The sequence below is a fragment of the Streptomyces sp. NPDC127197 genome, from assembly GCF_042672405.1.
Lineage (GTDB): Bacteria > Actinomycetota > Actinomycetes > Streptomycetales > Streptomycetaceae > Streptomyces > Streptomyces flavusporus.
In genome coordinates, this window is sequence record NZ_JBHXVG010000004.1 from 282173 (window position 1) to 295742 (window position 13570).

Below are 13570 nucleotides of genomic sequence, written 5' to 3' on the forward strand. Positions count from 1 at the left end.
CGTTTTTCTGTAGCGGACAGGCTGTCCGGTTAGGTCCACCATACCGACGGACGAGCCGATATCGCCATGTGTGGCGTCATCTCCCTGCCTCTCGACTCTTCAGATACGTCCATCGATCTACCGATACATTCCGATTCGTCTGTTTGCCGGATCGTCCCCCGACGTCCTCCGGATACGCGAAAGAAGGCTGATCATGGCCCCATCGACGTCCAGCGACATCACCTTGACCATCAACGGCGAGAAATATCCGCTGACCGTCGACCACCGCACCACCCTGCTCGACGCACTGCGCGAGCGTCTCGATCTGACCGGCACCAAGAAGGGCTGTGACCAGGGGCAATGCGGCGCATGCACCGTCCTGGTCGACGGGCGACGGGCCGTGGCCTGTCTGCAACTGGCGGTGGCCGCCGAGGGGCGGGAGATCACCACCATCGAGGGCGTGGCCGACGGCAAGCGGCTGCACCCGGTGCAGCAGGCGTTCCTCGAGCTGGACGGCTACCAGTGCGGCTACTGCACGCCGGGCCAGATCTGTTCGGCCGTCGCGATGATCGAGGAACACGCGGCGGGCTGGCCCAGCGCCGTCACCGACGACGTCCGGCCCGAAGCGGGGCCGCCACCCCTGACCGCGGAGGAGATCCGGGAGCGAATGAGCGGCAACCTGTGCCGCTGTGGTGCGTACGTGTCGATCGTCCAGGCCGTGGCCCAGGCCGCGGCGGTGGACGAGGAGGCGGCGGCATGAGGGACTTCGGCTATCAGCGGGCCCATGACGTCTCCGGCGCGGTCGCGCTGCTCGGCGCCGATCCGGACGCGCGTTTCCTCGGCGGCGGCACCAACCTCGTCGACCTGATGAAGACCGGCGTCGAGCGGCCCGCCCGGCTCGTCGACGTGCGCGAACTGCCCCTCGACCGGATCGAGGTGACCGAGGAGGGCGGCCTGCGTATCGGCGCGACCGTCACCAACAGCGACCTCGCCGCCCACCCCGAAGTCCGCCGCCGCTACCCGGCGTTGACGCAGGCGGTCCTGGCCGGCGCCTCCGGACAACTGCGCAACATGGCCACCGTCGGCGGAAACCTGCTCCAGCGCACCCGCTGCGGCTACTTCGCCGACGTGACCAAGCCCTGCAACAAGCGCGTCCCCGGCAGCGGTTGCCCAGCCGTCGAGGGCGAGCACCGCAACCACGCCATCCTGGGCGCCTCCGAGCACTGTGTGGCCACCCACCCCTCGGACATGGCGGTCGCCCTCACCGCCTTCGACGCCGTCGTCTCGTACGAAACGGCCCATGGGCCCGGAGAGTTGCCGCTCACCGAGTTCTATCTGCCGGTGGGCGACACGCCCCACCTGGAGACCGCGCTGCCGGCGGGCGCGCTGATCACCGGCGTCACCCTGCCGCCCGCCCCGGTCGCCGCCCACTCGCGCTACCGCAAGGTCCGCGAGCGCGCCTCCTACGCCTTCGCGATCGGCTCCCTCGCCGCCGCGATGGACGTCCGGGACGGCGTCGTACGGGACGTACGCCTCGCCCTCGGCGCCGTCGCGTCCCGGCCGTGGCGGGCCCGGGAGGCCGAACGCCTCCTGACCGGGGGACCGGCAGACGCCGAGGCCTTCGCCGCCGCCGCGGACGCCGAACTGGCCGCCGCCCGACCACTGCCCGACAACCGATACAAGGTGACCCTGATGCGCAACCTCGTCGTGGCCGTGCTGACCGAACTCGCCGAGGAGGCCGCCCGATGACCACGGCCACCCGTCTGACGCCCTCCGTCGGCACCGCCCACTCCCGTGTGGAGGGCGTGGACAAGGTCACCGGAGCCGCCCGCTACGCCGGAGAGATCCCCTTCGTCGAACTCGCCCACGGCTGGCTCGCGTTGTCCACCGTGGCCCGCGGCCGCATCCGCTCGGTGGAGGCCGAAGGCGTCCTCGGCATGCCCGGCGTCCTCGCCGTCCTGCACCACGGCAACGCCCCCCGCGTCGACACCGACCACGTCGGCCTGCTGGGAGTGAAGCCGGAGCCGACCACCGCCCTCTTCCAGCACGACCGCGTGCCGCACGTGGGCTGGCCGGTGGCACTGGTCGTCGCAGAGACGTCCGAGCAAGCCCGGGAGGCCGCCGAGGCGCTCGTCGTGACATACGAGCAGGAGCCGCACGACGTCACGTTTTCGGCCGGACGCCCGGACGCCTACCCGGTGGACTCCCACATGCCGGGGGCGACGGAGAAGGGCGACCTGGAGTCCGAACTCGCCGCGTCCGCCGTCGTCGTGGACGCCGAATACACCACACCCGAGGAGCACCACAACCCCATGGAGCCGCATGCGGCGACGGCCCACTGGGACGGCGGCCGGCTGGAGGTCGTCGACTCCAACCAGGGCAGCACCTGGGTCGCACAGGGGCTGGCGGCGCTGTTCTCCCTCGAACCGTCCGCCGTGCGCGTGCGGTCCGAACACATCGGCGGCGGTTTCGGGTCCAAGGGCGTCCGCGCACACCAGGTGGCCGCCGTGATGGCCGCGACCGCCCTCCGGCGCCCGGTCCGGGTCGTCCTCACCCGCCGCCAGATGTTCTCGCTCGCCGGCTACCGCAGCCCGACCGCCCAGCGCGTCCGCCTCGGGGCCGACGCCGACGGACGGCTTCGCGCACTGGAGCACCGCTCACTGAGCGTGACGTCGACCGTGTACGAGTTCGTCGAGCCGAGCTCCGGGCCGGCCCGCGTGATGTACGACGCCGACGCCCACCACACCGCCAACGAGGTGGTACGACTCGATGTGCCGACCCCGACCTGGATGCGTGCGCCGGGCGAGGCACCCGGCTCGTTCGCGCTGGAGTCGGCGCTCGACGAACTCGCCGAGAAGTGCGGCCTCGACCCCATCGAACTGCGCACCCGCAACGAACCCGAGGCGGGCCCCGTGTCCGGGCTGCCGTTCAGCAGCCGCAACCTGCTCGCCTGTTTCCAGGAGGGCGCCCGCCGGTTCGGCTGGGCGGACCGCGACCCGCGCCCCGGCCTGCGCCGGGACGGACGCTGGCTGCTCGGCACCGGCACGGCGGCGGCCTCCTTCGGAGCCGGGGCCGCGCCCTCGACAGCGGCCGTGACGGCGGAGGCGGACGGCACCTTCACCGTGCGGATCACCGCGTCCGACATCGGGACCGGGGCGCGCACCGCGCTCACCCTGATCGCCGCCGACGCACTCGAGGTCGCTCCGGACCGGGTCCGCGTCCGCATCGGGGACAGCGACTTCGGCTTCGCGATGATCGCGGGCGGCTCGATGGGCACCCGGTCCTGGGGCTGGGCGATCACGGCCGCCGCGCAGGAGCTGCGGGAGCGACTCGCCCTGGGCGGCGGTATTCCGCCCGAGGGCATCACGGTCCGCTCGGACACCTCCGCGGCCGTGGGTGCCCTCGCACAGAAGGAACGGCACTCCTTCGGAGCGCAGTTCGCCGAGGTCGCCGTGGACGTCACCACCGGTGAGGTGCGCGTCCGGCGCATGCTGGGCATGTTCGCGGCGGGCAGGATCGTCAACCCGCTGACGGCACGCAGCCAGTTCATCGGCGGGATGATCTGGGGCATCTCCATGGCCCTGCACGAGGAGGCGGTCCGCGACCGGACTTCGGGCGGGCACGTCGGCGCCGACCTGGCCGGCTATCACGTCGCCGCGCATGCCGACGTGCCGCACATCGAGGCGGACTGGGTGGACGACCCTGACCCCGACGACCCGGTCGGCATCAAGGGGATCGGCGAGATCGGGATCGTCGGTGCTGCCGCGGCGATCGCCAACGCCGTCTGGCACGCGACCGGCGTACGCCACCGGAACCTGCCGATCCGGCCCGACCGCGTCCTGCTGGCCGCAGCCGCGGGCACCGGAGCCCGGGATGCTTGACATCGCCGAGGAGCTGAGCCGCTGGGTGGCCGAGGGCCGGGACTTCGCGGTCGCCACCGTCGTCGCCGTCGGCGGCAGCGCGCCGCGCGATCCCGGTGCCGCCCTCGCCGTCGACCGGGACGGCACGGCCATCGGCTCGGTCTCCGGCGGTTGTGTCGAAGGGGCGGTGTACGAGCTGTGCGTCCAGGCGCTGCAGGACGGCGAGACGGTGCGCGAGCGGTTCGGCTACAGCGACGAGGACGCGTTCGCGGTCGGGCTGACCTGCGGCGGGGTCATCGACGTACTGGTCACGCCGATCGCGTCCGGCGACCGGGTGTTCGCGGCGGCGCTGTCGGCCGCTGCGCAGGGCGAGCCGGCCGCGGTGGCCCGGGTCGTCCGTGGTCCGGCCGGATTCCTCGGCAGCGCCCTGTTCGTGCGCCCCGACGGAACGACCGAGGGCGGTCTCGGCGGGCACCCGGAGCTGGACCGGACGGCGGCGGCCGAGGCCCGCGCCCTGCTGGATGCCGGCCGCACCGGCACGGTCGAGCTGTCGGAGGACGGCTCGCACTGCCCCGGCGGCCTCACGCTGTTCGTCGAGTCCTGGGTGCCGCCGCCACGCATGATCGTCTTCGGCGCGATCGACTTCGCCGCGGCGCTCGTGCGCGCGGGCAAGTTCCTCGGCTATCACGTCACCGTGTGCGACGCCCGCCCCGTCTTCGCCACGCGGGCCCGCTTCCCCGACGCGGACGACATCGTCGTGGACTGGCCGCACCGCTATCTGCGAGGTACGGCGACCGATGCGCGCACGGTCCTGTGCGTGCTCACCCACGACGCCAAGTTCGACGTACCGCTCCTGCAGGAGGCCCTGCGGCTGCCGGTCGCGTTCGTCGGCGCGATGGGTTCGCGCCGCACCCACGCCGACCGCAACCGGAGACTGCGGGAGGCCGGCGTGAGCGAGCGGGAGCTGGCCAGGCTCAGGTCCCCCATCGGCCTCGACCTGGGCGCCCGTACGCCCGAGGAGACCGCCCTGTCCATCGCGGCGGAGATCGTCGCGACCCGGCGGGGCGGCACGGGCGTCCCGCTGACCGGCTCGGGCACGCCGATTCACCGGGACGGGTCGGAGCGCGGTGCTCGGGAGGCCGCCTGAGACCGCCGGTCCACTCCCATGCGTGAGGGCCCCGGTCCGTAACCGGGGCCCTCACCCGCGTGCACGATCTCGGGGCGGAATTCCGCGTCAGCGATCGCCCTGCTCGGCGGTGCGCGCCTTGAGCCGGGCCGCTTCCTTGCGGACCTCCGCCTGAGTGGCGCGCTCCTTCTCCAGCCACTCGGGCCGCTCCGCCTTCAGCGCCTCGATCTGCTCGCTGGTGAGCGGCTCCGTCACCCCGCCGCGCGCGAGCCCCGCGATGGAGACGCCCAGCTTCGCCGCGACCACCGGCCGCGGGTGCGGGCCGTTGCGTCGCAGCTCCCGCAGCCACTCAGGCGGATTGGCCTGGAGCTCGTTCAGTTCGGCGCGCGAGACGACTCCCTGCTGGAACTCGGCGGGGGTGGCGGGGAGGTACACACCCAGCTTCTTCGCCGCGGTCGCGGGCTTCATCGTCTGGGTGGTCTGGTGCGACTTCATGCTGTCCAGACTATCGGCCGGATACGAGACCTCCGACCACAGCCGGTAACCTGGCGAGGTGACAGGCTCGGAAGCACACCCTTCGTTCCGGCTCGCGTACGTCCCTGGGGCGACACCCGGCAAGTGGGTGCGGATCTGGAACGAGCGCCTGCCCGACGTCCCCCTGAACCTCATTTCCGTCACGGCCGCCGAGGCATCCGATGTGTTGCGGGACGGCGCGGCGGACGCGGGGATCGTACGGCTGCCGGTCGACCGTACGGTCTTCAGCGCGATCCCCCTCTACACCGAGACGACGGTCGTCGTGGTCCCCAAGGACCACCTCCTGACCGCGGCGGACGAGGCGACCCTCGAGGACCTCGCCGAGGAGGTCGTCCTCCACCCCCTCGACGACGTCCTCGGCTGGGAGCAGCCCCCCGGAGAGCCCGCCTTCGAACGCCCCGCCACCACCGCCGACGCGATCGAACTCGTCGCGGCGGGCATCGGCGTCCTCGCCGTCCCCCAGTCCCTGGCCCGTCTGCACCACCGCAGGGACCTGACCTACCGGACGCTCGTGGACGCCCCGCAGTCCGGCGTCGCCCTCTGCTGGCCGGAGGACGCGCACACCGACCTGGTCGAGGACTTCATCGGCATCGTCCGCGGGCGCACGGTGAACAGCACGCGGGGCCGCACCCAGCCGGCGGCGCAGCCCAAGGAGAAGCACCGCGACGAGGCCGCCGCACGGCGGAAGCCGGCGGCGAGGAAGAACCCACGGTCGGGCACCGCCAAGAGCGGCCGCCGCGGCAAGCCCCGTCGCCGTTCCTAGCGCCCGGAATCAGGGAACGTACGGACGCCTGCTGCGCCGCCGGAACGGGATCGTCACCGCACGGTGTCGCCGTCCTGCCAGGTCCGGGAGACGGCGAAGCAGCTGCCGGGCCTCGGAGTCCCGCCGACCGCGAGGTCCGCACCGGATACGCTGCTGTTGGCGGGTTCAGGACGCCCGAGTCGTGCGCACGAGCCAGTCGTACGCCGCCCGCGCCGTGAACTCCGCCTGACCGCCCCGCAGCAGGAGGTCGGCGGTCGCGAACTCCGGCGCATCGGCCTGGGCGGCCACATAGGGGAGCGCGATGCAGCGCATGTCGGCCGCGTGGGCGGCGGCCGCGCCGGGAGCCGCGTCCTCGACGACCACACAGTCGGCGGGAGCAGCGCCGAGCCGGCGGGCGGCCTCCAGGAAGACGTCCGGGGCGGGCTTGCCGTGCGCTACCTCGTCCGCCGAGACGACCGTCCGGAACTGGGTGTCCAGGCCTGTGACGGCCAGGATCGCCGCGATGGCCTCGGGCGACGAACCCGAGGCCACGGCCAGCGGGACGCCCTCGGTGGCCAGCAGCTCGACGAACTTGCGTATCTCGGGGTACGCGCGCGTGGAGGCGCGGGCGAGCTCCAGGTAGCGGCGGTTCTTGGCGGCGATCAGGTCCTCGACGGAGGCGCGCAGCCTGTAGCGCTGTTTCCAGTGCGCGACCGTCTCCTGGGTGCTGATGCCGACGTACTGCTCGTGGTCGGCCCATGTGAAGTCCGGTACGCCGTGCTCGGCGAGGATCTGCCGGCCCGCCTCGTAGTAGTTCGGCTCGCTGTCCACGAGCGTTCCGTCGAGATCGAAGATGACCGAGATGCCGCCGAGATTGCTCATGCGGGTCATGATGCCAAGGGCGTCCGTGCCGTGATCACTGCGCGGTCGCCCGGCCGATCGACTCGACGAGCGGCAGCAGCCGGTGCGGCACACGTTCGCGCAGGGCCACCTCGGTGCGGGTGCGGACGACCCCGGGCAGGCTGATCAGCTTCTGGATCACGTCCTCGAGGTGGGCGTTGTCACGCGCCACGACCCGGGTGAGCAGATCACCGCCGCCCGTGATCGAGAACGCCTCGACGATCTCCGGTACGGCGGCCAGTGCGTCGCCCACGTCGTCGAGGTGGCCCTGGGTGACCTCGATGTGCACGAATGCGAGCACGGGGTGGCCGAGTGCGGCGGGGGAGAGCACCGGGCCGGTGCCGGTGATCACGCCGTCCCGTTCCAGGCGGTCGAGGCGGGCCTGAAGCGTGCCGCGGGCCACCCCGAGGAGACGGGCGTACTCACGCACACTCGTACGCGGCTGCTCCAGCAGCAGCCGCAGGATGCGGGTGTCCAGCTCGTCCACGGCCATGGCACCCTGCCTCCCTTCCGCCGAAGATCACGGCCGACTGTACCAATGGCCCAGCGGGACGCAGTCGGGCTGGGCCGTCCGACGTCGTCCGTTGGCTTGGTGGAGAGTCCTGTGAGGTCCTTGCTGCTGTGCCAATGGCCCAGTGAACTCGGAGCCACTTGAGCCAGTGGCGGAAGTGATGCTGTCATGGAGGCGTCGATGGCGCTGCGGATCCCGCGGCGCCTTTTTCATGCCGGTCGTATGCAAGGGGTGGGAAGTGCTGAAGAGGGTGTTCGTGGCTCCGGACCCGGGGCGGACGCGGCTGCGCTTCGCCGCGCGTGCCGTCCTCGGCATCGGCCTCGCGGTCGTCGTCTGCGGCCTCGCCGGGCACTCCCTCGCCGGTGCCGTCACCGGTGGGCTGGCCGCGCTCCTCGCCCTGTTCACGGTCACGGACCCGACCGTCCGCGGGCAGGCCGTGACCACCGCGCTGCTGCCGGCCGTCGGTCTGCCCGTGCTGGCCGCCGCGGCCGAACTGCACGACCACCCCGTCGCCCGCGACCTCACCTTCCTCGCCGTGGTCGGCGCGGGCGTCTACGCCCGCCGCTGGGGGCCACGCGGACACAGCCTCGGCGTGTTCGCGTTCATGACCTTCTTCGTCGCGCAGTTCCTGCAGGCGACCCCCGGGCAGTTGCCCGAGCTGTACGCCGCCGTCCTGCTGTCCGTGCTCGCCGCGGCCGCGGTGCGCTTCGGACTGTGGTGCTACGAGCGCCGCCTGACCCCGGCTCCCGCGGCCGCGCCGCCGGGCGGGACGGGCCTCGCCCGGATCACCACGCGCCAGGCGGTCCAGGCGACCGTCGGCGCGGGCTTCGCCCTGGTCGTGGGGCAGCTGGTGTCCGGGGAGCGCTGGTACTGGGCCGTCGGCGCCACCTGGTGGATCTTCGTGAACACCACCTCGCGCGGCGAGACCCTGGTCCGCGGCTTCCGCCGGCTCCTCGGCACGGTGATCGGCATCGGCCTCGGACTGCTCGTCGCCGTCCCGCTGCACGGCGCCGCGGTGCCCTCCGCCCTGCTCGCCGCCGTGTGCGTGTTCGGCATCTTCTACACGGCGGCCGTGTCCTACACCTGGATGATGCTCTGCGTAACCCTGCTCGCCGAGCTGCTCTACGGCCTCCTGGGCGTGCTCGAGCCCGCGCTGCTCGCGCTGCGCCTCGCCGAGACCGGCATCGGGGCGGTGGGTGCCGTACTGGCCGTCCTGTTCGTCCTGCCCGTCACCACCCACACCGTCACCGACGCCTGGATCCAGCGCGCCCTGCGCTGCGTCCATGCGTGCACCGCCGAGGCCGCGGCACGCCTCGCCGGCGCCGACGACGCCGACCCGGCCCTGCGGGTGGCGGAACTGGAACTGCTCCTCGGCCGGGTACGCCTCGCCGTCGCCCCGCTGGTGCACCCGCTCAACCCCGTGCTCGGCCGCAAGCGGCGCGCCCGCCGGGTGCTGGCCCTGCTCGACGACTGCGCCCGCGAGATCCGCGGCCTGGTCGCCGTGGCCGCCGACCCGGAGGCCTCCCACGACGCCCGCCTGGCCGCCGCCTGCCGGCGCGTGCAGGGCGCGGTGGAGGCGCTCACGGGCGATGCGGTGGGCGGCGCCCCCGATCTCGCGCCTCAGCAGCGCGCGGTCGAACCGGCCGCCCTCGCCCATCTGCACGGCCTGGAGCGCGCCCTGGCCGAACTGGTCACGCCCCTGCGCACGCCGTCCAAGTCGCCGCACTTGGCCTAGGTCTGCATGACGAAGGGCCCGCTCCGCACATGCGGAGCGGGCCCTCGTCGTACGACTGCGGGTGACGACCGGTTCAGCGGACCGGAGCGCCCTGCGGCTGCTGCGGGGCGATGCCGAGCGCCGTCGTGTACTTGGCCAGGGCGAGCTTGCCGATGGCCGGGTAGGCGCCGAGCGGCTCGGCGGCCGAGCAGCCCGCCTCCTTCGCGGCTTCCGCGACCAGACCCGGGTCGATCTCGGGGCCGATCAGGTACGGCGCCAGCGCCAGCTGCTGCGAGCCCGAGGAACGCAGCTGCTCCGCGACGGACGCGATCGAACCCTCCTGGTCCAGCGCCGCCGCCATCACCGGCACGGCGAGCCGTGCGGCGAGCAGCATGCCGGTGATCCCGGCCGCCTGCACGGCCTCCTCGCCGCCCACCGAGGCCAGGATGATGCCGTCCGCGGCGGTGGCCACGGTGAACAGCCGGGCGCGGTCGGCGCGAGCCAGGCCCGCTTCCGACAGGCGCACGTGCAGGGCCTCGGCGAGCAGCGGGTGCGGGCCGAGCACATCGGTCAGCTCGGCCGCGACGCGGCTGTCCATCACGGCCTGGCGGACCTGGCGCAGCAGCGCACTGTCCGGACCGGCGAGCAGCGGCACCACAACGGCGACCGGGCCGTCGGGCTCCTTGACCTCCACACCGGCCGCGCGCGCCTGCTCATAGCGGGCGGTGCGCTCGTCGGCGGCGTACGCCAGCACCGACTGGAGCGTGGGGAACTCCGCGTCATCACCCTCGACGTAGCCGATCCGGGCGTCGAGGCCGGGCAGCTCGGAGCGGGCGATGCTCACGACCTCCTCGGCGAGGCTGCGCGTGGCCACGCTGGGCGTGCCCGGAACCGCGAGGACGAGCGCGGGCGCGCCCTCGGGAGCCGCCAAGGGTTCGGGTCGGCGGTGCCGCCCGGGCTGGCGGGGGCGCGGCATTCGTACTGGCAGGCCGGACGCGGGCCCAGTGGGGGAGCTCATGGCGCCGCATGTTACTGGCTTCCTGGGCTCCCTTGTTCGGGGAGGGTGCAGGTGAGCGGTATCCGTCCGGATTTGTCTGATGAGTTACGTACGGATCATAAGTGATCAGCGCGTTTGTGTGAGACGACTGATGAACTGCGCGGCGCCAAGTGCTACATGTCGGATATGCGTTGTGCCGGGATCAGTCGCCCTGGGCAGCCACCACGTACAGCAGTTTGTCGTCACCCGGCAGGGTGAGCGCCCCGGCCGTCAGGTCGGCCGCGATACGGACCGCCCCGTGCAGCGGATCGCCCTCGGCCGCCACCCGGCGGGCGTGGGGCAGCCGCTTCGTCAGTTCCTCGTCCAGTGGTACGAGGAGAGCGGCGCCCATCTTGAAAAGGCCCCCTGTGAGGGCGACCTGGGGCTCGCCCGTCGTGGGGCACACGGCTGCCGCTGAATCGGCCATGTGCCGGGCGGCTGCGCGCAGGACGTGCACGGCGACGGGGTCGCCGTCGTCGGCGCAGGCCGCCACGCTGGGGGCGAAGGAGGCGAGGACGGCGGGACGGTCCGGGCGCGGGTACACCTGGGCGGGCAGCCCCGGCATCGGGCCGAACATCTCCTCGGCGCACTCCAGCAGCGGGGCCGAACCGCCCTCCCGCCCGTCGTGGGCGCGCAGTGCGGCCTCCAGACCGGCCCGGCCGATCCAGGCTCCGCTGCCGCAGTCGCCCAGCAGATGGCCCCAGCCGTCCGCGCGACGCCATCGCGTCAGGTCCGTGCCGATCGCGATGAGTCCGGTACCGGCGGCGATCACGGCGCCGGGCCTGGGGCCCAGGGCGCCTGTGTAGGCGGTGACGGCGTCGGCGGCGAGGGCGACGGTCCGGATCCCGCATTCCCGGTGCAGGGCCGCGGGAAGTCCGGCACGCAGATCGTCGCCGAGCGTGCTGAAGCCCGCCGCGCCGACGGCAGCCGTGTCCAGCGCGGTGACTCCGGCCTCGGCCGTCAACGCCCGGACCATGGGGACGAGTTGCTGCATGAAGTGCCCGGTGTCGATCCCCCGCGCCCCGGTGCGGACCGGCTCCGCCGACTCCCGCAGGGCGAGCGGCCCTCGCGCAACGGTGCCCACGACGGCCCGCAGACCGGAGCCTCCCGAGTCGACAGCGAGGAACGCGGATTCCCCAGCGGCTGCCGGCCCGTCGAGCGGGTCCTCCCCATCGAGTCGGCCCGCCCCGTTCGAGAGCCCCGAGCCGAAGGTCACAGCCGCCGGGGAAGCCGACGGCGCTTCTTCCGCGTCCGACCCCGGCCCGTTCCCCGCTCCCGTCACGGCAGGCGCCAGTCCACCGGCTCTCCCCCCTGCCGCATCAGCAGATCGTTGGCGCGGCTGAACGGGCGGGAGCCGAAGAAGCCGCGGTCGGCCGACATCGGGGAGGGGTGGGCGGACTCCACCGAGGGGAGGTCGCCGAGCAGCGGGCGGAGGTTGCGGGCGTCGCGGCCCCAGAGGATGGACACCAACGGCTTGCCGCGTGCGGCCAGCGCGCGGATGGCCTGCTCCGTGACCTCCTCCCAGCCCTTGCCGCGGTGCGCGCCCGGACGGCGTGGCGCCGTGGTGAGCGCCCTGTTGAGCAGCAGCACGCCCTGCTGGGTCCACGGGGTCAGGTCGCCGTTGGCCGGCTGAGGCAGGCCCAGATCGGTGTTCAGCTCCCGGAAGATGTTGATCAGGCTGCCGGGCAGCGGCCGCACATCGGGCGCGACCGAGAACGACAGCCCCACCGCGTGCCCCGGCGTGGGGTACGGGTCCTGACCGACGATCAGGACGCGTACGTCGTCGAAGGGCTGCTGGAAGGCCCGCAGGACATTCGGTCCGGCCGGGAGGTAGGTCCGTCCCGCGGCGATCTCCGCGCGCAGGAAGTCGCCCATCTCGGCGATCCGCCCGGCGACGGGTTCCAGGGCCTTCGCCCAGCCCGGTTCGACGATTTCATGCAAGGGTCGTGGTGCCACGGCGTCACCCTACTGCCGTACGGGCAGCGGCGATCAACCAGTGGCCAAGGCCGAGCCCCGTCGTGCGACGCATCCGGCTCATTCGAGGACCGCAGCCCGCACGCACAGCACATCCGGCAGATGCGACGCCAACTGCTGCCAGCTGTCGCCGTCGTCGGCCGAGGCGTACAACTCGCCGTTCCGGTTGCCGAAGTACACGCCCGCCGGGTCCGCGTCGTCCGTGCACAGGGCGTCGCGCAGCACCGTGCCGTAGTGGTCCTCCTGCGGCAGACCGGCGGTGAGCGGCTCCCACGTGCTGCCCGCGTCCGCCGTGCGGAAGACCCGGCAGCGCCGGCCGGCGGGTACCCGGTCCGCGTCCGCGTTGATCGGGAACACGTACGCGGTGTCGCCGCGGTGGGGATGCGCGGCCGCAGCGAAACCGAACGTCGAGGGCAGGCCCTTGCCGATGTCGGTCCAGTGCGCACCGGCGTCGTCGCTGCGGTACACCCCCCAGTGGTTCTGCAGGTACAGCCGGTCCGGCGTCGACGCGTCCTGCGCGATCTTGTGCACGCACTGACCGAACTCCGGGTCGGGATCCGGCAGGAACACGGCGGAGACCCCGGAGTTGGACGGTGTCCAGCTGGCGCCGCCGTCCTTCGTGCGGAACACCCCGGCCGTCGACACGGCGACCGTGACCGCCTGCGGATCGCGTCGGTCGGTGATCACGGTGTGCAGGCCCTCTCCGCCGCCGCCCGGCACCCACTTCGAGCGCGTCGGGTGCTCCCACAGCGGGCGGACGAGGTCGAAGTGCTCCCCGCGGTCCTCGGAGCGGTACAGCGCGGCGGGTTCCGTGCCCGCGTAGACCACGTCCGGCTCCGCGGCCGCCGGGTGCAGCTGCCATACCCGCTCCAGTGAGGCGCCTGTGTCCTGCGGGAACTTGACGGCCGGTTGTGCCGGTTCGGTCCACGTCCGGCCCAGGTCGTCGGAGTGGAACACCGACGGCCCCCAGTGCGCGCTGTCACCGCCCGCCAGTAGCCGCGGGGTGGCGCCGCGGGTGTCGATGGCGACCGAGTACACGGCCTGTGCGTTGAAGTAGGGACTCTCGTCGAACTCCCAGGCGCCACCGCGCCGACGCCCGATGAACAGACCCTTGCGGGTGCCCACGGCGAGCAGTACCTCGGTCATTGCCGATCACCTCCGCGACGTCCTTGTCTCAGATACCGGCCAGTCTGC

The 13570-nt window shown here is 72.9% G+C and carries 13 protein-coding genes; 6 read left to right on the forward strand and 7 right to left on the reverse strand.

All coding sequences use genetic code 11. The annotated features are described in order from the left end of the window. The first annotated feature begins 193 nt into the window (after window positions 1–193). From ACFVJQ_RS08765 to ACFVJQ_RS08780, 4 genes are read left to right on the forward strand one after another with little or no spacing between them, the layout of a single operon-like run. A complete protein-coding gene (locus ACFVJQ_RS08765) occupies window positions 194–739 on the forward strand; it encodes a 2Fe-2S iron-sulfur cluster-binding protein (protein ID WP_385782033.1) in 546 nt (181 codons plus the stop codon). Further along, on the forward strand, window positions 736–1728 hold the full coding sequence (locus ACFVJQ_RS08770; protein WP_385782036.1) for an FAD binding domain-containing protein: 993 nt from the start codon (window positions 736–738) through the stop codon (window positions 1726–1728). Before ACFVJQ_RS08765 ends, ACFVJQ_RS08770 begins: the two co-directional genes overlap by 4 nt. After that, a complete protein-coding gene (locus tag ACFVJQ_RS08775; RefSeq protein ID WP_385782039.1) occupies window positions 1725–3860 on the forward strand; it encodes a xanthine dehydrogenase family protein molybdopterin-binding subunit in 2136 nt (711 codons plus the stop codon). The genes ACFVJQ_RS08770 and ACFVJQ_RS08775 overlap by 4 nt, the downstream gene beginning before the upstream one ends. Further along, entirely contained in the window at window positions 3853–4986 is a 1134-nt protein-coding gene (locus ACFVJQ_RS08780) for an XdhC family protein (RefSeq protein ID WP_385508905.1), read from the forward strand. Before ACFVJQ_RS08775 ends, ACFVJQ_RS08780 begins: the two co-directional genes overlap by 8 nt. Before the next feature lie 87 nt (window positions 4987–5073). On the opposite strand, the gene ACFVJQ_RS08785 is transcribed toward ACFVJQ_RS08780, so the two are convergent. Further along, a complete protein-coding gene (locus ACFVJQ_RS08785) occupies window positions 5074–5460 on the reverse strand; it encodes a DUF5997 family protein (protein WP_385782042.1) in 387 nt (128 codons plus the stop codon). 58 nt (window positions 5461–5518) lie between these two features. On the opposite strand from ACFVJQ_RS08785, the gene ACFVJQ_RS08790 reads away from it, so the two are divergent. Beyond that, window positions 5519–6262 carry a LysR family substrate-binding domain-containing protein gene (locus tag ACFVJQ_RS08790; RefSeq protein ID WP_385508903.1) on the forward strand — a complete coding sequence of 248 codons (744 nt, stop codon included), beginning with the start codon at window positions 5519–5521 and terminating at the stop codon, window positions 6260–6262. Window positions 6263–6427: 165 nt separating this feature from the next. Here the strand turns inward: ACFVJQ_RS08790 and ACFVJQ_RS08795 are convergent, their stop codons facing one another. Then, window positions 6428–7123, reverse strand: coding sequence for an HAD family hydrolase (locus ACFVJQ_RS08795; protein WP_385782047.1), 696 nt, complete (start codon window positions 7121–7123; stop codon window positions 6428–6430). A gap of 34 nt (window positions 7124–7157) precedes the next feature. Further along, the gene (locus ACFVJQ_RS08800) at window positions 7158–7634 is read right to left on the reverse strand and encodes an Lrp/AsnC family transcriptional regulator (protein ID WP_385508901.1); all 477 of its coding nucleotides are present in this window, start codon (window positions 7632–7634) and stop codon (window positions 7158–7160) included. A gap of 256 nt (window positions 7635–7890) precedes the next feature. Here ACFVJQ_RS08800 and ACFVJQ_RS08805 point away from each other — a divergent pair, with 256 nt between their 5' ends. Continuing rightward, the gene (locus tag ACFVJQ_RS08805; RefSeq protein ID WP_385508900.1) at window positions 7891–9387 is read left to right on the forward strand and encodes an FUSC family protein; all 1497 of its coding nucleotides are present in this window, start codon (window positions 7891–7893) and stop codon (window positions 9385–9387) included. A gap of 73 nt (window positions 9388–9460) precedes the next feature. Here ACFVJQ_RS08805 and ACFVJQ_RS08810 read toward each other — a convergent pair whose 3' ends face one another. From ACFVJQ_RS08810 to ACFVJQ_RS08825, 4 genes are all read right to left on the reverse strand, one after another. Beyond that, window positions 9461–10384 carry a sirohydrochlorin chelatase gene (locus ACFVJQ_RS08810; protein ID WP_224735704.1) on the reverse strand — a complete coding sequence of 308 codons (924 nt, stop codon included), beginning with the start codon at window positions 10382–10384 and terminating at the stop codon, window positions 9461–9463. A gap of 181 nt (window positions 10385–10565) precedes the next feature. Beyond that, window positions 10566–11618, reverse strand: a complete 1053-nt coding sequence (locus ACFVJQ_RS08815) for an N-acetylglucosamine kinase (RefSeq protein ID WP_385508899.1) — start codon at window positions 11616–11618, stop codon at window positions 10566–10568. A 62-nt stretch (window positions 11619–11680) separates the two neighbouring features. Then, entirely contained in the window at window positions 11681–12358 is a 678-nt protein-coding gene (locus tag ACFVJQ_RS08820) for a uracil-DNA glycosylase (RefSeq protein WP_385508898.1), read from the reverse strand. 78 nt (window positions 12359–12436) lie between these two features. Continuing rightward, complete coding sequence (locus ACFVJQ_RS08825; protein WP_385508897.1) at window positions 12437–13522, reverse strand: WD40/YVTN/BNR-like repeat-containing protein; 1086 nt, start codon at window positions 13520–13522, stop codon at window positions 12437–12439. Between the last annotated feature and the right edge of the window lie 48 nt (window positions 13523–13570).